A 16,210-nucleotide genomic window follows, 5' to 3' on the forward strand; every position below is an offset into this window, starting at 1 on the left:
GAACTCCACATCGTCGCCATCCAATGGTCATGCAATGACCCGCTCGGCGACACCTTCTGATCCCATTTGGCCGTTGAGGTGGCCGTGCCACCCCAAACCGCCCGTTTGCCAAACCCTTGGCCAAATCGATGAAAGGAAAATACATGCGCAAAATCATCGTTCTTGCAGCCGCCGCCACGCTGGCCTCCGCAACCGTAGCCGGCGCCCAGCAGCAGCCCACGCCGCAACCGAAGCCGGCGGCGCCCAGCGCTCAGCCGGCGGCGCCGGCGATCCAGAAGGTCAACATCGTCGATATCAGCGAATTGCCCAAGGCCACCCAGACGCAGGTCAATCAGGTGATCGCCCAGCGTGGCGATGCCGGGCTGCAGAAACTGCGCTCTTCGATCGACGCGACGCCGCAGATCAAGTCGGCGCTCGAAGCCAAGGGGCTCACCTCGGCACAGGTGGTCGCCGCCAGCATGACCACCGATGGCGCGCTGACCCTTGTCACCAAGAAGGCAAGCTGAAAGAAGCGCTTGGCGGGCCGGCCCCCGGCCCGCCAGCCCACAGGGAACCTTCGCCCGACAGGAGGCGTTTCGTTCCTTTGGCGCCGAACGGCGTTGCACAGAAAAGTCCACCAGGAGCGAGCAATGCCTGTCTTTGCCGACACCAGATGGCTCCAGAGCCTTGCTGCCTGCACATTTCTCGCAGCTTTCGGCCCGCAAGCCGCGCAAGGTCTTGAAAGCGCTGACGCCGTCAACCGGGCCGACACCGTCAACAGGATCGTCGGCTCCGATGTCCGGCAGGAGGAGGCGCGGACGGAACCACAGACCAACAAGATCATCACCGCGATCGAGCGGACGCGTGAGAACATCGGCGCCGTGCGCAAGACGTCCAAGCTCGATACTGTGGATATCGTCTTCCTCACCGACGCGGCGCGCAGCGAAGGCGGCCCGCCGCCGGCGGTCGAGAGCAAGGTCGAACAGCATCAGGATGACATTGCGGAACTGCGCAAGGAGATCGACGCCAACGCCTTGCTGTTCAACGCCATCGATTCGCGGCGCGTGCTTACGGAAGACGTCCTTGCGGTGGAATTCGACGGCTCGGCAAGAATCGTCATCTACGCGGCGGCCAGGCCGTCGAACTGACCTCAGGGCGCCCGACCCCGTCGATCTCACAGCCTGCCCATGATCTTCTGCTGAAAACCGTAGACCTCGCGTTTTCCTCCGAACGGCACCAGCGTGACGTCCCGCTCTTGTCCCGGTTCGAAGCGCATCGCGGTGCCGGCGGCAATGTCCAGACGCATGCCGCGCGCTTTGTCGCGATCGAATTTCAACCCCTCATTGGTCTCGAAGAAATGGTAGTGGCTGCCGACCTGGATCGGCCGGTCGCCGCTGTTGGCCACCTTCAGCGTCACCGTCGGCAGCCCCTTGTTGAGCTCGATGTCGCCGCTTGCCGTGATGATTTCGCCGGGAATCATCGTTAGCCTCACAAAACGCCGAAGACCAGGCCGACGGCGACTGCAGCACAAGCGGCGCCAGCGGCGCGGGCAAGCCCGCGAAAGCGCATGCCGAGGCCAAGGCCGGCAGCGATGCCCATGGCATGGAGAAGTGCGGTGGCAACGGCAAAGCCGGCCATATAGTCAAGTCCACCGGCATTTTCCGGCACTTCGGTGCCGTGGGCATGGCCATGGAACAGCGCGAACAGGCCGATGATGGCGACTCCGGCCGAGACCGGCAGATCGACCGCCAACGCCACCAGCAAGCCAAGCGCGACGACGGAGGCAAGGATGCCCGGTTCGACGAAAGGCACCGGCACGTGGAGCATGCCGAGCGCGCCGCCGACCAGCATGACGCCGACAAAGGCCAGCGGCCAGGCCCAGATTGCCTTGCCGCCCTTGAGCGCCGCCCACAGGCCGACGGCTACCATGACGGTCATATGGTCGAGGCCGGACAGCGGATGCGCGAAGCCCGCCGCGAAGGACGAGGTCGTGCCGATCCGACATGGGCATAGGCGGGCATCGCCGCCGCCAGCAGCAGGATCGCTGCAAGCGTGGTGCGTTTGGTTGAAGCAGAGATCATCGGTCTTCCCTTCGAAGTCACGAAAACAATCACGCAGCCTTGCGCGGGCCGCAGCCCTCGGCCTTGAGCACGCGTTGGGTCGAGGCCGGATATTTCACCAGTTTCTCCACTGGGCGGATCGGGCGTGCGGAAAAATTGCCGCCGCAGTTCGGGCAGACGCCGCCCAGCACATGTTCAGCGCAGTCAGCGCAGAAGGTGCATTCAAAGGTGCAGATCAGCGCGTCCGCCGCTTCCGGCGGCAGGTCCTTGTCGCAGCATTCGCAATTCGGTCGCAGCTCCAGCATCGTTTTCTCCTCACCTGATCGGTTCGTGAACGGTCACCAGCTTGGTGCCGTCGGGAAAGGTCGCCTCGACCTGCACGTCGTGGATCATCTCGGCGATGCCTTCCATCACCTGCCCGCGGGTGATGACATGGGCGCCGGCCTCCATCAGTTCGGCGACCGGGCGGCCGTCGCGGGCGCCCTCGACGACGAAATCGGTGATCAGCGCGATCGCTTCGGGGTGATTGAGCTTGACGCCGCGTTCCAGCCGCTTGCGCGCCACGATCGCCGCCATGGCGATGAGCAGCTTGTCCTTTTCACGCGGCGTCAGGTTCATGCGCTTTCCTGGATTTGGCCTGTATTTGGCTCAGAGTGACCATAATTTGGGCAGACCCGCCCGCCCGTTGAGCAGTTCGACTAGCGGAACCAGCCGCTTGCGCAGCTGATAGCCGTCCTCGGCAAACAGCCTCGCAAGAAGCTTGCCAGATTTTTTGACGCTCCAGGCGCTGGCATCGCCGTCGGCGCCGACGATGTCGCGGGCCGGATCGAGCAAGGCTTCGGCCTGCGGCGAGACCATCAGCAGCGTCGCAGCGGCAATGGCGCCGCCGGCGACCGCCGGGCGGCCAAGTGCCGCCGCGATAGCCGGCCCGATGCGGAAATCCTCGGCATGAACGAGCGCACCATCCTGGCGGACACGCCAACGGTCGTGGAAATGGCCGTGCGCGGCCTCTTCGCCCATGGCGAGGCGGCCGAATATGGTGGCTTCAAGCAGCAATGCCTCGGCGCCTGCGGCAAGCTCGACCTCGAGCGTGCGGGCAAAGGCCGAGCGGTCGAAGACGATGGTTTCCTGGGGCAGCCAGGCGATACGCCCGCCCGCGCCGACGCTGAGCTTCACCCGAACTTCGGCGCGGTCGCTAGCGGCACGATAGATCTTTTCGCAGGCCTGGGTGGTTATCGAGGCGGAGGCACCTGGCCCGACATCGATTTCCCAGCCGAGCCGATCGCCGCCGGTCAGACCGCCGGCGGTGTTGATGAGCACGGCTTCGAGCGGATCGGCCGCAACGGCCGGCATGCGGATTTTGGCCGAGCCGTCCTGATAGAGGCGCAAAAGCCGGGTGCGTCCATCCCTGACGCCGCACGCAAGCCGGGCCGCCCCGGCCGCGCGCTGGGCCGGAAGAGCTGGGATCAAGACATGCTGCAACGTATCCACGGCGCTAACGTTAAGCACTCCCGGCGCTTTGTCGATATGGTGCTTGTTGATATAGCTTGTTGCTTGACAGCGTTTCCGTTTCTATAGAGGGAGCCTCTTTGGAACGGTCATGCTGCGCCTGGCGGGTTTTTGAAGGCGACGGCGATTTCAGTCCAGGCAACAGGGGCGCCAACCAATCGGCACCGCGACGTTATAAAATTGGGGAAGGAATCGAATGGCTGACGAGCTGGCAACGGAAATCATCGCCAAGATCAGGGCACATGCGGAGCCCGGTGGCGAAGAGATCACCACCAATACGGAATTGACCGCGCTTGGCATCCATTCCCTGGAACTGACCGAGATCATCTTCGATCTCGAGGAGCAGTACGGCATCGAGATCGAGATGAACACGGTCGATGCCTGGAGCAATCTCAAGAATGTCGGCGATATGGTTGAGGCTGTTCGCGCGCTGATTGCGAAAAAAGCCTGAGCTGAATGCAAAAGCGCGTCGTCATTACCGGCATCGGCGGCATATGCGGGCTCGGCGCCAATGCGCCTGCAATCTGGAACGAAATGCGGGCCGGCCGATCGGCCATCGGTCAAATCAGCAATCCCGGTTTGCATGATTTGAAGGTCAAGGTCGGCTGCGAAATCAAGACGCTGCCCGACCATGGCATCAGCCACAAGCAGACCGTGTCGATGGACCGCTTCAGCCTTTTGGCGACGATTGCCGCGCGCGAAGCCATGCAGCATGCCGGCCTGACATCGACTGAAGCAACCACCTACCGGATGGGCGCGGTTGTCGGCGTCGGCGTCTGCGGCTGGGAGGCGATCGAGGAGAACTATCGCGCCATCCTGGTCGACGGCAAGAACCGGGCCGGCATCTTCACCGTGCCGAAAGTGATGCCGAGTGCGGCATCCGGCCATGTCAGCATGAATCTCGGCCTGCGCGGGCCGGTGTTCGGCGTCACTTCGGCCTGCTCCTCGTCCAATCACGCCTTTGCCTCGGCGGTCGACCAGATCCGGCTCGGCCGCGCCGATGTCATGGTCGCCGGCGGCACCGACGCGCCGCTGCTTTGGGGCATCCTGAAGGGCTGGGAGGCCCTGCGGGTGCTGGCGCCCGATACCTGCCGGCCGTTCTCGGCCGATCGCCAAGGCCTGTCGCTCGGCGAAGGTGCTGGAATGGCGGTGCTGGAAACGTATGAACACGCCATGGCGCGCGGCGCGACCATTCTGGCCGAATTTGCTGGAGCCGGCCTTTCCGCCGACGCTTCCGATATCGTCGCGCCGACTGTCGAGGGACCGACGGCGGCGATGCGCGCCTGCCTGGCGGACGCCGGGCTCAATCCCGAGGACGTCGACTATCTCAACGCCCACGGCACCGGCACCAAGGCCAACGACCAGATCGAGACGGCGGCAATCAAGCGCGTCTTCGGCGACCATGCCTATAAGCTGTCGGTGTCGTCGACCAAGTCGATGCATGCCCATTGCCTCGGCGCCTCGGGCGGCCTGGAAATGATCGCCTGCGTGATGGCGATCCGCGAAGGCATCGTGCCGCCGACGGCCAATTTCCGGCAGGCCGACCCCGACTGCGATCTCGACATCACGCCGAATGTGGCGCGCGAGCGCAAGGTGCGCGCGGCGATCAGCAACGGTTTTGCCTTCGGCGGCACCAATGCCGTGGTGGCGTTCAAGGCGGTCTGACGGCAAGCGACTGGCCTGAGCGACTGGCCCTGAATGACTGCGAAGACGGTGTGTGCACCTTCGACCGGTTGATCGGCAAAGAAGCCGAGGATAATCCTTCGCAACTCGCCAGACGGCGCGATACCGCGCCAAATTCCCGACCGGAGCTTTCGATGACCGACCTGTCCGCCTTTCCGATCACCAAGCGCTGGCCGGCCAGCCACCCCGACCGCCTGCAGCTCTATTCCGCGACGACGCCGAATGGGGTGAAAGTCTCGATCGCGCTGGAAGAACTCGGCCTCCCCTACGAGGCGCATCTGGTGGATATCGGCAAGGACCAGAGCTGGACGCCGGAATTCCTGTCGCTGAACCCGAACGGCAAGATACCTGCGATCATCGACCCCGACGGGCCGGGCGGCAGGCCATTCGGCCTGTTCGAATCCGGCGCCATCCTGCTCTACCTCACCGACAAGACCGGCAAGCTGATCCCTGCCGATCCGGCGCGGCGCTACGAGACCATCCAATGGGTGTTCTTCCAGATGGCGGCGATCGGGCCGATTTTCGGACAGGTCGGGTTTTTCAACAAATTCGCCGGACGCGAGATCGCCGACAAGCGGCCGCTGGATCGCTACCGCAATGAATCGCGGCGGCTGATCGGGGTGCTGGAGACGCGGCTGAAGGGTCGAACCTGGATCATGGACGACGACTATACCATCGCCGACATTTCGATGCTGGGCTGGGTGCGCAATCTGATCGGCTTCTACGAGGCGCGCGAACTCGTCGGCTTCGACGACTTCCCCACCGTCGCGGCATGGCTGGAGCGCGGGCTGGCGCGGCCCGCGGTGCAGCGCGGCCTGACCATTCCCGCCAGGAATTGACCTCGGCCAGCCGAAGCAGCCGGGTCTATTTCGCCTTGGCCTTGCTTTTCGAGCCGCCCTTGCCGATGACGGACGCAGCGAGCGACGCAGCGCCCCTGGCTGTCGCCGCCACCGCACCAGCGGCGACATTGGCGGTCGCCTTGACGGTGCGCATCGCGCCGCCGGCCACCGAGCCGCTGCTTGCCGGCTTCTTGGGTTTGGCGGTTTTCGCCGTCACCTTTGCCGTCGCCACCGGTTCTACCTTCTTTGGCGCCGCTTTGCCGAAAGCCGGCTTTGCGTCCTTGGACCGCTCGGCGATCGCCGGGCCGGCGCCTGCCTTCGCCTGCGTGGCCTTTGCCTGCCTGGCTTTGGGTTGAGCGGTCTTGCTCTTGGCGGGTGTTTTTGCCTTGGTTGCCATCTGACGGTTCCCTCACGGCGGCACGATTGCCGATGAGAGATAACGACCTGAAAGTCTTAAGGTTCCCGTTCCGAAGTCCAGCGAACTATGCGGGATCGCCAACAACCAGGTCGGCGGACCTGCGACGGCCGAGCACGCGATCGATGTTGGGCATGTCGTTGGAAGCGATCCAAGCGCGGGCGTCTTCGTCGGAGCGGCCATGCTCGTGCCAGCGCACCAGAAGGCGGCGCTCGAGTTCGGCACGCGGCACATCGACAAAGATGGTGAAGTCGAACAGCGGCGCCAGCCGCGACCACGGCTCCTCGTCCAGCAGGAGGTAATTGCCTTCGACCAGGATGAACTTGGTCTCGGCGGCAACGATGGAGGCGGCGGCGCGCGACAATTCCATGCTGCGGTCGAACACCGGAATGGCGATGTCTGGCTCGCCCGAACGGATGCGCTTCAACAGCGTCTCGAAGCCGGCGAAGTCGAAAGTCTCCGGCGCGCCCTTTCTTGACCGCAGGCCGCGCTGGTCGAGCACGATGTCATCATAGTGGAAGCCGTCCATCGGCACGACTTCAGCCGCGCCCTCCGGCAACAGATCATGCAGGCCGGCCGAGAGCGTCGACTTGCCGGCGCCGGGCGGGCCGGCAATGGCGACGATGAAGCGTTTCGCCTTGCCGGCGCGCTTGAAGATGGTGGCGGCGAGATGGGCGATTTCGGACATTGGGCGCTTCCAGTTATGCTTTGCATCTTGTCGGCAGTTTGAGGAAATTTCAAACCGCGATTTGGGCAATCTCACGACATCCGCCACGTCAGCGCTGCCCCTCGTCGCCCTGCCGGTGTGCAGCCGATAGATGGGTAACACTTCTCCCCCTATGCGTCCGCCGCAGCGCCAAGCAGATTGGTTGGCGCGGCGGTGCGGCGGACAAGCTCCATGTGCCGTGTGTCGAGGATGCCGGCAGGCAGGTGAGGGGCAGGGCCAGCGTTCGAAAATCAGCCGGGCTGGCCGATCCGCAGGAAATCGCTGTCGAATGCGACATCGCGGGTCGAACCATCGGCTCCGGTGAGATGCATGTGACCTGAGGCTGTCCCGATAGCGCGCGGCGGCTCGCCGCTCGCCAGCGGCAGCGTGCCGATGACATGGCGGAAGGAGACTTCGCCGCCGAGGGTAAAAGCGGTCGCGACCCCTTCGCGCTTCAGCCAATTGTCGTCGATCGATGCGGCATGGCCGATGGCGGCGCGGCCGTCCTCGATGCCGAGCACGCCGCGATGGCGGCTGCTCCACGGCGCGTAGTCGCGGCCGCCATTGCTGAACCACAGCATGGTGACCGGAAGCTCCGCCGGGTTCTTCAGCACCAGCACCAGATCCTGTTCGGCCCGGCGCGCCAGCGCCGTCCAGCCCGGACCGTCATGATCGGCTTCGACCAGGGTGATGAAATCCTCGCGCTCATCCTCCATGCGGTAGTCGGTGAGATCGAGCGTGCCGCCGCCAGTGGCTGGAAAGCGCGTCAGATCGGTCGAGCGGGCGGGATAGGAAAGCTTGAAGCGGCCGCGGGCCGGATCGGGCTCCAGCGGTGCGTCCAGTGTCCCGGCAAAGCGCTTCGGCGAAAAGGCCAGCCGGCCGCCATCGCGCATCGCCGCCATCGGATGGTGGGCGGCGGAGACCGCTCCGGAACCGCCGGAAAAGACATGCTCCTGATAGAGAAAGGGATGACTGTTGCGGAGCGTGAAGATCTTGTCGACCGTCGCGCCCATCACCGTGCGGCGCAACCGGAAGACGGCCCGCCAGCCGTCGGATGTCGCTTCGCTGACGGTGACATCCCAGGGGCTGTTGGCCGGCCAGCCATGCAGCGGTGCGGCCTCGATGTCGCTGGCCGAAAACGGTGCGCATAGGAAATCGCCCGACAGCCGCACCGTGCCTTCAGGCAGGTCCGGCGGCAGCGTCTCGCCGGCATCGATCCAGGGCGCGCGGTGCAGCGGCTTCAGCTGGCGGCCATCGCTGTCGACCGTTATGTCGGCGATATGGCCGACAATGAGATCGAGCGTGACCGAAATGCCCTTTGCCTTGATCGTGACCGTATCCATCCGCGCACCTGCTGATTCTGATGGCAGCGAACAAACCCGCTCCGCGAGGGATGCGCAAGCACAGCGACCGGCATTTTGCATCAGGGCGATTTTTACCCTCCCCCTTGTGGGGAGGTCGGCGAGCGATCGGAGCGAAGCGGAGATCGATCGACGGGGTGGGGGTAGCGCCCTACGAGGACCCCCACCCCGATCCGCTACGCGGATCGACCCTCCCCACATGGGGGAGGGTGGGCGCCTACTGCCGCTTATACTCGCGCACCGGCGACTTGGTGCCGTCGGTGTAGGTGACCTGCACCGCCATCGACGTCACGTTGTCGGCGACCTTGAAGTAAGGCTGGTAGTCATAAGGAATGGCGTACGGGTCCTTCTTGTCGCAAGGCGGCAGCTTGATCTCCCTGTCGAGCGCCGTGCCGTTCAGGCTGTAGCGCACCTCCTTGATGCCGCAGCGGAACGACAGCATCTGGGAGAAATAGACCAGGCCATGATTGCCGCTGGCGTCGAAGGCGATCCACGACGTCCAGAACTGGTCGAGGATCTGTTTGTTGCCCTGTTGCAGCGCTGCGTCCGGATCGAAACTTATGTTGAACGGCCCGGTCTCGCGGCCCCTGAGATCGAGATACTTGACCCCGATGGTGGTGGCCGTGGTGCTGTCGGGCAATTCGAAGCTCGGATTGGGCATCGGCTTGCCGGTGCGCTGGTCGTTCATCGCCATCAGCCCGGTGTCGGTGAACGGACCTGACACACCCATGCGCCAGGAAATGCCGGTCGCGGCCTCGGGCAGCGAGATGGAGATCGTCCAGCCGGCATTGGAGCGCATCGGCGTCAGCGTCGGGGCAAAGCGTGCTGGGTCGAGCACGTCGCCAAGCGCCGTCAGGCGGGTACGGCTGCGGTCGAGCCAGTCGGCGAGCTGCGTCTGGTCGACGAAATATTTGAGCAGCCCGCCTTCCTTTTCATAGGAGACGAACCTGGTCAGCGCCTCGGCCTCGCTGCGCTTGTCGGACAGCGACTGGACGCCGAGGCGATCCTCGGAAAACTCCTGCGCGAGCAGGTAATAGGCCGGTGCGAAATCCGGATTGGCGGCGATGAAGGCGTTGAGCTTGTCGAGACGCTGGGCATCGTCGAACTGCAGGATATGGACCAGCTTGATCGACAGCGCCTTGGCCTTGTCGGCCAGGGCGCCGAACACTTCGCGGGCGCCGGCCTTGCCGTCCTGCACGCGCAGCAGGGTGGCGAAGCGTGTGTAGGGATCGACGGCGTCGACGTCGAAACCGGCGAAAGCGAGATAGGAGCGCCGCGCATTCAGCATGTCGCCGGAAAGCTCGTAGACGCGGGCATTGTGATAGAATTCGTCCGGCCGCTTCGGCTCGGCGATCGTCCCGCCCTGCGCGGCCAATGCGGCAAAGCCCTTGGCGATGGTGTCGATCGAGGCGGCGATCTGCTCGGTGGTCGCCTGAAGCTTATCCGCCTGCTCGGCCTGTTTCTGCTGGCCGGCAGCGAGCGTTTCGGTCGTCTGCTTGACCGCCTCTACCGACTTTTGCGTCTGCGCGCCCTGCTCAGCCTGCTGCTGCTGGGTCGACGCAATTTCCTCGGTCTTCTTCGCCACCGCGTCGGTCGATTGCTTGACCTGGTCGACCGCCAGCTTCGTCTCGGTTACCGTTTGCTCGATCCTGGCCACCCTGGCCGAGACGATGCCCATCTGCTGCTGCAACTGGGCGATGGCCGGCACCAGGCCGGCGATCACACCGTTCTGCGAATTGGACTGCTGCTGCAGGCCATAGACGCCGCCGGCGACGGCGGCAGCGCTGGTGGCAAAGATCAGCGCCGGCAGCGCCTTGGCGGCCAGCACCAGCCGCAGAACGATGGCAATGGCGATGACGGCGGCGGCAACCGAAGCGACCAGCGCGATATAGGCGGCGAACGGCGCCAGCGGATTGAGGATGTCGGATGCGGCGCCGCCGATGAAAGCGACGCTGCCGGCCCATTTGCCGGTGCGGCTGAGCGAAGCCCTGATAAGAGATGGCGCAGCCGCGCCGATGTCACCGGTCATTGTCAAATCCCCCAAGCAATTGCCGCCTCTATATCAGCACCGCGACCCCGCAGGCAAAACAGGACAGGAAGCAGGCGATTTCGGGAGGTTGCCGTTTCAGCGCCGATGGTTGGCGAAGCCGAAGCGACATCTGATCTCCCCCCTTGCGGGGGAGATTGGCAGCGTCATCGGCAGCTCCGCCGTTAACCAAATGGACGAACAAAATGGGTTAGGCTAGGTTCCGGCCCTCTCAGCAACGCCGGACTTGACTTGCCAAATTTCCATTTCCCCTCCCCCGCCCAGAAATTTCTCGCAGCCCTCCTGCTGCTTGTCTTCGTGGCCGGCTGCAGCACCACCGCACCGCCCGACAGCGTGCTGGCGGTGCCGGCGCCGCAGGAGAAATATGCGGCCATCGTCGTCGATGCCGGCAGTGGCAAGACGCTGTTCGAAGTCAGTTCGAGGGCGCAACGCTATCCGGCGTCGCTGACCAAGATGATGACGCTGTACCTGCTGTTCGAGGCGCTGGAGTCCGGCCGCGTCTCGAAGGAAACGCAGATTCCGGTCTCCGACAATGCCGCCCGGCAGCCGCCGACCAAATTGCGCTTCAAGCGCGGCGAGAGCATCGATGTCGATTCGGCGATCCGGGCGATCGTGGTCAAGTCGGCCAATGACGTGGCGGTGGCGGTGGGCGAATATCTCGGCGGCTCGGAGGACCAGTTCGCCGCCATGATGACGTCCAAGGCGCGCCAGATCGGCATGAGCAGCACCGTCTTCCGCAATGCCTCCGGCCTGCCCGACGATGGCCAGCACACATCGGCGCGCGACATGGCGACGCTGGGGATGGCGCTGCGCGCCCGCTTCCCGCAGCAGTTCCACTATTTCTCCGAAAGCGACTTCATGTTCCGCGGCCGGCTGGTGCGCGGCCACAACGACATGCTCGGCCGGGTGCGCGGCGTCGACGGCATCAAGACCGGCTATATCAGGGCATCCGGTTACAATATCGTCACGTCCTACAATGCCGACGGCCGGCATCTGATCGTGGTGGTGATGGGCGCCGACAGCGCTAGGCAGCGCAACGACCATGTCGAAGCGCTGATCCAGCGCAGTCTGTCGCCCGCCATGGCCGATACGAAGACGCGGCTGATGTTTGCGGGAGATCAGCCGGCCGCGTCGCCCGGCCTGCCGCCGCCTGGTTTGCCGGCGCAGGGGTCGCAGTTGCCTGGTTTACCGCCGCAATAGAACCCGTCGTTGGGTGGAGGAACTCTGAAACGCCGGCGGGACAGCACCCCCCTCTGGCCTGCCGGCCATCTCCCCCTCAAGTGGGGAGATTAGCAGCTTCGGCGTCTCGCCTCTTTTTCGTGTTTGGCGAAGCCATGGCGACATCTGATCTCCCCCCTTGAGGGGGAGATGTCCGGCAGGACAGAGGGGGGTCGTGAAGGATCGCTGCCTCATCTTAACTCTGCAGCAGGCGCGACCTCCGTCGGCAACAGCACTTCGGCGGTCTGATTGCCGAGCAGCAGGCGAGCGAGGCCCCGGGGGGCTGCGCTGCCACGGGCAATTGCAGCAGGCATTCATCACAAGCATGCACAAGCCCCCAATCTTCACCGCCACAGTGGCTATGCCGCCTCGCCTTGGCGTATCGTGGGCGCGACAGCAGGAGCCGGCATCATGAGCCCAAAACCATCCGAACAGGCCGACAATGAAAACGACAGCGGCGGCGAGTATTTCGAGGCGCCGCCCGCCCACGACGCCGAACTGGTTGCCGACGAGGCGCTGGAAGCGCCCGATGTGCCGGACTCCGAACCCCATGGCCGCCTGAAGCCGAAGCGAAAACCGTCGGCGATATCAGGTAGAAAGTTTCGCAAGCGTGACCTGGTGCGCATCGACGACCTCAGGCCGAGCCTGGCCGACCGCATCCGCTCCGATCATCCCGACCTGCCGCGCGGCGCCCGCATCAGCCGGGAGGAGCTCGGCCGTTACCGCATGCGCTACATGGAGGAGCTGCTGCAGCAGGAGCATGGCGAATTCTCCGAGCTCGACCGCCAGGTGGTCGAATCGATCGCCAGGCAGGACACGATTTCGGAAAACTCGGAAGAGGAGTTCGAGGAGCACCGCTCGTTCGCCGACCGCGTCTCCGACAACATGGCGGCTTTCGGCGGCAGCTGGTGGTTCCTGATCTCGTTCGGCAGCGTGCTTGCGGTGTGGATCGGCATCAATTTGATCGCGGGCGTGAGCAGCGCCTTCGACCCCTACCCCTTCATCCTGCTCAACCTGCTGCTCTCCTGTATCGCCGCCATCCAGGCGCCGATCATCATGATGAGCCAGAGACGGACGGAGGCCAAGGACCGCCTGCGCTCGTTCAACGACTACCGGGTGAACCTGAAAGCCGAGCTGGAAGTGCGCCATTTGCACGAAAAGCTCGACTATCTGATCTCGCGCCAATGGACGCGGCTGGCCGAAATGCAGCAGATGCAGCTGGATGCGATGCACGAACTGACCGGCGCGAAGAAGGCGAAGCGGGCGCCGCGCAGGGTGCGCAGGCGGGTGGCGAAGGTGGAGGTGGCGGGGTGAGTCCCGGGCTGAGGCTGCAGGGCGGACGCGAAGTTGCCAAGCCGCGCGACGTGGCTTCGAAAATATCGCCACGCCAATTGCCCGTTGAAGCCCGGCGCGGCTTCCGCTAAGAAGCCGTGGCTGGCCGGCCTATCGGCTGGTTCGTTTTCAGGTTCCTTGAAGGCACCCGTAGCTCAGCTGGATAGAGCGCTGCCCTCCGAAGGCAGAGGTCACAGGTTCGAATCCTGTCGGGTGCGCCAATCTACCCATGTATTACAATAGCTCAGATAACCCTAAAGCGCGTCACGCTGAACGGATCCATGCGACCCGCTTGAAGTCTTTGTTTTAATGCATGTCGTTGTCCCAGAACCGCGGCTCACTTCTGGGCGACATGCATGAGTGCCCGGTGTAGGCATGGGCGATCAGTCCATATTCGGCGTCATGGCGCGTCGATTACCACTTCCGCCCGTTCAGTCAGACGCTATGCTGCCGACCATGACACCAAGGCGCGCGTTCCGTTCGTGATGAAGCAAAGTCAACACCGCTTGCATGAGCGGATGACCATTCGCGGCCACCTCGAACCCGCGTCCTTCCTGCCCTGGATCATGCGCCATGCGGCCAAGCTCGGTCTCGCGCACCACATCGCTCATGCAAGCACCGATCGCATCGAACTCGATATTGCCGGTGCGGCGGAACTGATCGACATGATGGAGATGGGATGTTCGCTTGGGCCCATTGAAGTCTGGGTCGAGACGGTCGACCGCGCGCCTGTCGAGCAAAAAAACATATAGCTTTGCGTGTGGTTACCCTCCGTTTGCACTTAATTTAATCAATATTGCAATTGCGAAATAATTATGCATACGTCAGCCGCATCGAGCGGTTCGCCAACTCCTTGCGCCGGCATCTCTCTGGTCGGGAAACAGTAGTATCAGTACGGAAAGTAAGGTCATGCTGTCCGACAAGACGGACACCTGGGTGCCGGTCGCCCTTTCCCAGGATCTGCCAACAGGACAGGTAATGCCGGCGCGGACGCCCGCCGGTCCCATTGCCCTCTGGCGAAGCCAATCGGGGCGCTTGGCGGCATCGGCCGATCGCTGTCCGCATCGCGGCATGCGCCTCTCCCATGGCTTCGTGCGCGGCGAGGCGCTCTCCTGCATCTATCACGGCTGGACCTATTCGCAGGCCGGTCAGTGCCTGCGCATTCCTGCCCATCCCAGCCTCACGCCGCCGGAGACGATTCGCGTTGCGACCCGGTTGGTCGAAGAGGCCGGCGGGATCATCTGGGTCGCTGATGGAGAGCCTGATGGCAACCCACCCCTTTTTGAGGGTTACGTGCCGCTCCGTTCATTGACGGCCCGTGCCGGACATTCGGCGCTCTCGGTCGCTGCCGGTACGAAGGCCACCGTTGAAGGATACGTCTGGCAGGCACCCGGCGCGCCGGCAATTCGCCTGCTGCCTATCCCGCAGGAAGCCGGCGAGACGCTGATCCACGTCCTTGTTCCAGCCGATTGCGATGCGTCCGAGCGCATCGCCGCCTCGCGAGCCGCCGAGAGCCTTCGGCGCATGGCCGAAGGGATCGAGGCGAAAGGGGCTGTGCCATGATCGACGATGCGATGCGCGACGAATGGTATCCGGTCGGGCTTTTCAGCCGGCTCGACCGCTATGGGCGCGAGACCACCCTGATGGACGAGCGGATCAAGGTTGCGCTCGACGCCAATGGCGCGGCGAAAGTGACAGGCGAAAACGGGCGCGTGCTGCCGGTTTCGGTGCGCTATGGCCATATCTGGTCGTCGCTCGGCGAACCGAAGAAACCGGTCTTTCCGATTCCCGAGGCAGACCAGCCCGGGCGCCGCTTCGTCGATGTCGGCGTGGTGCGGGTGCGCTGCTCGCCGCTCCGTGCCGTCGAGAACTTCCTCGACATCGCACACTTCCCCTTCGTCCATACCGACATCCTCGGCTCGGAGCCACATACCGAGGTCGAAAACTACAAGGTCGATATCCGCGAGGAAGAGGATGAGGTCTGGGCGACCCAGGTGAAGTTCTACCAGCCGCAGGCGGCGAAATCCGCGAGCGGAGGTATCACGACGGAATACATGTACCGCGTGCCGGCTCCGACCTGCTCAGTCCTCTACAAGACCTGCCCGCCGCGCCCGGGCGAATGGGATGTGATTGCGCTATTCGTCCAGCCGCTTGCCGAGGATCTCTGCGACGTCTGGCCGTGGATGGCGCTTTTTGATGACGAGACGCCACAGACCGACCTCATCCATTTCCAGCAGACGATTTTCCTGCAGGACCGCTCGATCCTCGAAAACCAGATCCCGCGTCTTTTGCCGCTCGATCCCGGCATGGAAATCCCGACGCGCGCCGACCTGACCTCGGTCGCCTATCGCCGCTGGCTGAAGCGCCACAATTATACCTACGGCGCGCAATTGGTGGCACAATGAAGCTTTACGACTACATCCTCTCCCCAAGTTGCTACAAGGTGCGCCTGATGGCGACGCTGTCAGGTGTGAAGCTCGAAATCCGCCCGGTCGACTTCCATCCCGGCGCCGAGCATCGTGGCCCCGAGCTTATGGCGCTTAATCCGGGAGGCTCCATCCCGATCCTTGAAGACGGCGACCTGATCCTGACCGAGTCTTCCGCCATGCTTGGCTATCTCGCCGCGAAGGCAGCACCGGCCTGGCTCGGCAGCGGCGCCCCCGAGGAGACGGCGCGCATCCAGCAATGGCTTTCCTTCTCGCACAGGCTGACCGCCAACCTCGGCGGCGCGCGCCTGCATGAGATGCTGCTGCGTCCCGGTGACATCGGTGCGCTTCAGGCCAATGGCATAGCGGCACTACGTGAGCTGGAAGCCGGCCTCTTCGAACAAAAAATGCGTGGCGATCGGTTTCTCGCATCCGACCGGCCGACGATTGCCGACATTGCTTGCTTTCCCTACGTCGCGCTCGCGCCCGACGGCGGCGTTTCCCTCGATCCGTATCCCACGATCCGGCTCTGGTCGCGAGCGCTCCGCAGCCTCGACAATTTCATCGAAATGCCCGGTATCCACCGGCTGCACGAGTTGAAGCCCGAACCGCGACCCATGCTGGACGAGGCGTGA

At 64.0% G+C, this 16,210-nt stretch carries 19 protein-coding genes, 1 tRNA gene and 1 pseudogene; 12 read left to right on the forward strand and 9 right to left on the reverse strand.

Annotation, left to right across the window (positions count from 1 at the left end):
* Window positions 1–143 precede the first annotated feature (143 nt).
* Window positions 144–506, forward strand: a complete 363-nt coding sequence (locus tag NKI37_RS13320) for a hypothetical protein (RefSeq protein WP_023671233.1) — start codon at window positions 144–146, stop codon at window positions 504–506.
* A gap of 123 nt (window positions 507–629) precedes the next feature.
* The gene (locus NKI37_RS13325) at window positions 630–1,127 is read left to right on the forward strand and encodes a hypothetical protein (protein ID WP_023689155.1); all 498 of its coding nucleotides are present in this window, start codon (window positions 630–632) and stop codon (window positions 1,125–1,127) included.
* Window positions 1,128–1,153: 26 nt separating this feature from the next.
* Here NKI37_RS13325 and NKI37_RS13330 read toward each other — a convergent pair whose 3' ends face one another.
* The 5 genes and pseudogenes from NKI37_RS13330 to NKI37_RS13350 all read right to left on the reverse strand — a co-directional run bounded on the left by NKI37_RS13330 (window position 1,154) and on the right by NKI37_RS13350 (window position 3,509).
* Entirely contained in the window at window positions 1,154–1,459 is a 306-nt protein-coding gene (locus NKI37_RS13330) for an urease subunit beta (protein ID WP_023671231.1), read from the reverse strand.
* Window positions 1,460–1,467: 8 nt separating this feature from the next.
* Window positions 1,468–2,060 (reverse strand): annotated as a pseudogene (locus NKI37_RS13335) (HupE/UreJ family protein).
* Between the two features lie 29 nt (window positions 2,061–2,089).
* The gene (locus NKI37_RS13340) at window positions 2,090–2,344 is read right to left on the reverse strand and encodes a DUF1272 domain-containing protein (protein WP_023671229.1); all 255 of its coding nucleotides are present in this window, start codon (window positions 2,342–2,344) and stop codon (window positions 2,090–2,092) included.
* A gap of 10 nt (window positions 2,345–2,354) precedes the next feature.
* Window positions 2,355–2,657, reverse strand: coding sequence for an urease subunit gamma (locus NKI37_RS13345; RefSeq protein ID WP_023689153.1), 303 nt, complete (start codon window positions 2,655–2,657; stop codon window positions 2,355–2,357).
* Between the two features lie 30 nt (window positions 2,658–2,687).
* Window positions 2,688–3,509 carry an urease accessory protein UreD gene (locus NKI37_RS13350; protein ID WP_081726189.1) on the reverse strand — a complete coding sequence of 274 codons (822 nt, stop codon included), beginning with the start codon at window positions 3,507–3,509 and terminating at the stop codon, window positions 2,688–2,690.
* Between the two features lie 235 nt (window positions 3,510–3,744).
* On the opposite strand from NKI37_RS13350, the gene NKI37_RS13355 reads away from it, so the two are divergent.
* The 3 genes from NKI37_RS13355 (at window position 3,745) to NKI37_RS13365 (ending at window position 6,070) form a co-directional block, all read left to right on the forward strand.
* Window positions 3,745–3,999, forward strand: a complete 255-nt coding sequence (locus NKI37_RS13355) for an acyl carrier protein (protein ID WP_023671226.1) — start codon at window positions 3,745–3,747, stop codon at window positions 3,997–3,999.
* 5 nt (window positions 4,000–4,004) lie between these two features.
* Window positions 4,005–5,213 (forward strand): beta-ketoacyl-[acyl-carrier-protein] synthase family protein, encoded by a 1,209-nt coding sequence (locus tag NKI37_RS13360; protein ID WP_023671225.1) that lies wholly within the window; start codon window positions 4,005–4,007, stop codon window positions 5,211–5,213.
* 152 nt (window positions 5,214–5,365) lie between these two features.
* Window positions 5,366–6,070, forward strand: coding sequence for a glutathione S-transferase family protein (locus tag NKI37_RS13365; RefSeq protein ID WP_023671224.1), 705 nt, complete (start codon window positions 5,366–5,368; stop codon window positions 6,068–6,070).
* 25 nt (window positions 6,071–6,095) lie between these two features.
* Here NKI37_RS13365 and NKI37_RS13370 read toward each other — a convergent pair whose 3' ends face one another.
* The 4 genes from NKI37_RS13370 to NKI37_RS13385 form a co-directional block, all read right to left on the reverse strand.
* Window positions 6,096–6,467, reverse strand: a complete 372-nt coding sequence (locus NKI37_RS13370; protein ID WP_023683605.1) for a hypothetical protein — start codon at window positions 6,465–6,467, stop codon at window positions 6,096–6,098.
* Window positions 6,468–6,552: 85 nt separating this feature from the next.
* Window positions 6,553–7,173 (reverse strand): nucleoside triphosphate hydrolase, encoded by a 621-nt coding sequence (locus tag NKI37_RS13375; protein WP_023671222.1) that lies wholly within the window; start codon window positions 7,171–7,173, stop codon window positions 6,553–6,555.
* A 269-nt stretch (window positions 7,174–7,442) separates the two neighbouring features.
* The gene (locus NKI37_RS13380) at window positions 7,443–8,534 is read right to left on the reverse strand and encodes a hypothetical protein (protein WP_352789275.1); all 1,092 of its coding nucleotides are present in this window, start codon (window positions 8,532–8,534) and stop codon (window positions 7,443–7,445) included.
* A 235-nt stretch (window positions 8,535–8,769) separates the two neighbouring features.
* A complete protein-coding gene (locus tag NKI37_RS13385; RefSeq protein ID WP_023714517.1) occupies window positions 8,770–10,581 on the reverse strand; it encodes a methyl-accepting chemotaxis protein in 1,812 nt (603 codons plus the stop codon).
* A gap of 249 nt (window positions 10,582–10,830) precedes the next feature.
* Here NKI37_RS13385 and NKI37_RS13390 point away from each other — a divergent pair, with 249 nt between their 5' ends.
* The 7 genes from NKI37_RS13390 to NKI37_RS13420 all read left to right on the forward strand — a co-directional run bounded on the left by NKI37_RS13390 (window position 10,831) and on the right by NKI37_RS13420 (window position 16,210).
* Window positions 10,831–11,799, forward strand: a complete 969-nt coding sequence (locus NKI37_RS13390; RefSeq protein WP_023689149.1) for a D-alanyl-D-alanine carboxypeptidase family protein — start codon at window positions 10,831–10,833, stop codon at window positions 11,797–11,799.
* Between the two features lie 429 nt (window positions 11,800–12,228).
* A complete protein-coding gene (locus tag NKI37_RS13395) occupies window positions 12,229–13,131 on the forward strand; it encodes a DUF1003 domain-containing protein (protein ID WP_023703727.1) in 903 nt (300 codons plus the stop codon).
* 162 nt (window positions 13,132–13,293) lie between these two features.
* Window positions 13,294–13,370: transfer RNA gene (locus NKI37_RS13400), tRNA-Arg, on the forward strand.
* 297 nt (window positions 13,371–13,667) lie between these two features.
* On the forward strand, window positions 13,668–13,901 hold the full coding sequence (locus tag NKI37_RS13405; RefSeq protein WP_023822906.1) for an acylphosphatase: 234 nt from the start codon (window positions 13,668–13,670) through the stop codon (window positions 13,899–13,901).
* Between the two features lie 157 nt (window positions 13,902–14,058).
* Window positions 14,059–14,712, forward strand: a complete 654-nt coding sequence (locus NKI37_RS13410; protein WP_352514440.1) for a Rieske 2Fe-2S domain-containing protein — start codon at window positions 14,059–14,061, stop codon at window positions 14,710–14,712.
* Complete coding sequence (locus NKI37_RS13415; protein ID WP_023699367.1) at window positions 14,709–15,554, forward strand: aromatic ring-hydroxylating oxygenase subunit alpha; 846 nt, start codon at window positions 14,709–14,711, stop codon at window positions 15,552–15,554. Before NKI37_RS13410 ends, NKI37_RS13415 begins: the two co-directional genes overlap by 4 nt.
* Window positions 15,551–16,210 (forward strand): glutathione S-transferase family protein, encoded by a 660-nt coding sequence (locus NKI37_RS13420; RefSeq protein ID WP_023699368.1) that lies wholly within the window; start codon window positions 15,551–15,553, stop codon window positions 16,208–16,210. Before NKI37_RS13415 ends, NKI37_RS13420 begins: the two co-directional genes overlap by 4 nt.

The organism is Mesorhizobium sp. M0626, from assembly GCF_040320665.1.
Classification (GTDB): domain Bacteria; phylum Pseudomonadota; class Alphaproteobacteria; order Rhizobiales; family Rhizobiaceae; genus Mesorhizobium.

Coding starts and splice junctions, on each gene's coding strand:
- NKI37_RS13360 (WP_023671225.1), top strand. CDS start 4,005: ATGCAAAAGCGCGTCGTCATTACCGGCATCGGCGGCATATGCGGGCTC.
- NKI37_RS13415 (WP_023699367.1), top strand. CDS start 14,709: ATGATCGACGATGCGATGCGCGACGAATGGTATCCGGTCGGGCTTTTC.
- NKI37_RS13365 (WP_023671224.1), top strand. CDS start 5,366: ATGACCGACCTGTCCGCCTTTCCGATCACCAAGCGCTGGCCGGCCAGC.
- NKI37_RS13375 (WP_023671222.1), bottom strand. CDS start 7,173: ATGTCCGAAATCGCCCATCTCGCCGCCACCATCTTCAAGCGCGCCGGC.
- NKI37_RS13325 (WP_023689155.1), top strand. CDS start 630: ATGCCTGTCTTTGCCGACACCAGATGGCTCCAGAGCCTTGCTGCCTGC.
- NKI37_RS13355 (WP_023671226.1), top strand. CDS start 3,745: ATGGCTGACGAGCTGGCAACGGAAATCATCGCCAAGATCAGGGCACAT.
- NKI37_RS13340 (WP_023671229.1), bottom strand. CDS start 2,344: ATGCTGGAGCTGCGACCGAATTGCGAATGCTGCGACAAGGACCTGCCG.
- NKI37_RS13395 (WP_023703727.1), top strand. CDS start 12,229: ATGAGCCCAAAACCATCCGAACAGGCCGACAATGAAAACGACAGCGGC.
- NKI37_RS13385 (WP_023714517.1), bottom strand. CDS start 10,581: ATGACCGGTGACATCGGCGCGGCTGCGCCATCTCTTATCAGGGCTTCG.
- NKI37_RS13405 (WP_023822906.1), top strand. CDS start 13,668: ATGACCATTCGCGGCCACCTCGAACCCGCGTCCTTCCTGCCCTGGATC.
- NKI37_RS13330 (WP_023671231.1), bottom strand. CDS start 1,459: ATGATTCCCGGCGAAATCATCACGGCAAGCGGCGACATCGAGCTCAAC.
- NKI37_RS13380 (WP_352789275.1), bottom strand. CDS start 8,534: ATGGATACGGTCACGATCAAGGCAAAGGGCATTTCGGTCACGCTCGAT.
- NKI37_RS13410 (WP_352514440.1), top strand. CDS start 14,059: ATGCTGTCCGACAAGACGGACACCTGGGTGCCGGTCGCCCTTTCCCAG.
- NKI37_RS13345 (WP_023689153.1), bottom strand. CDS start 2,657: ATGAACCTGACGCCGCGTGAAAAGGACAAGCTGCTCATCGCCATGGCG.
- NKI37_RS13320 (WP_023671233.1), top strand. CDS start 144: ATGCGCAAAATCATCGTTCTTGCAGCCGCCGCCACGCTGGCCTCCGCA.
- NKI37_RS13420 (WP_023699368.1), top strand. CDS start 15,551: ATGAAGCTTTACGACTACATCCTCTCCCCAAGTTGCTACAAGGTGCGC.
- NKI37_RS13370 (WP_023683605.1), bottom strand. CDS start 6,467: ATGGCAACCAAGGCAAAAACACCCGCCAAGAGCAAGACCGCTCAACCC.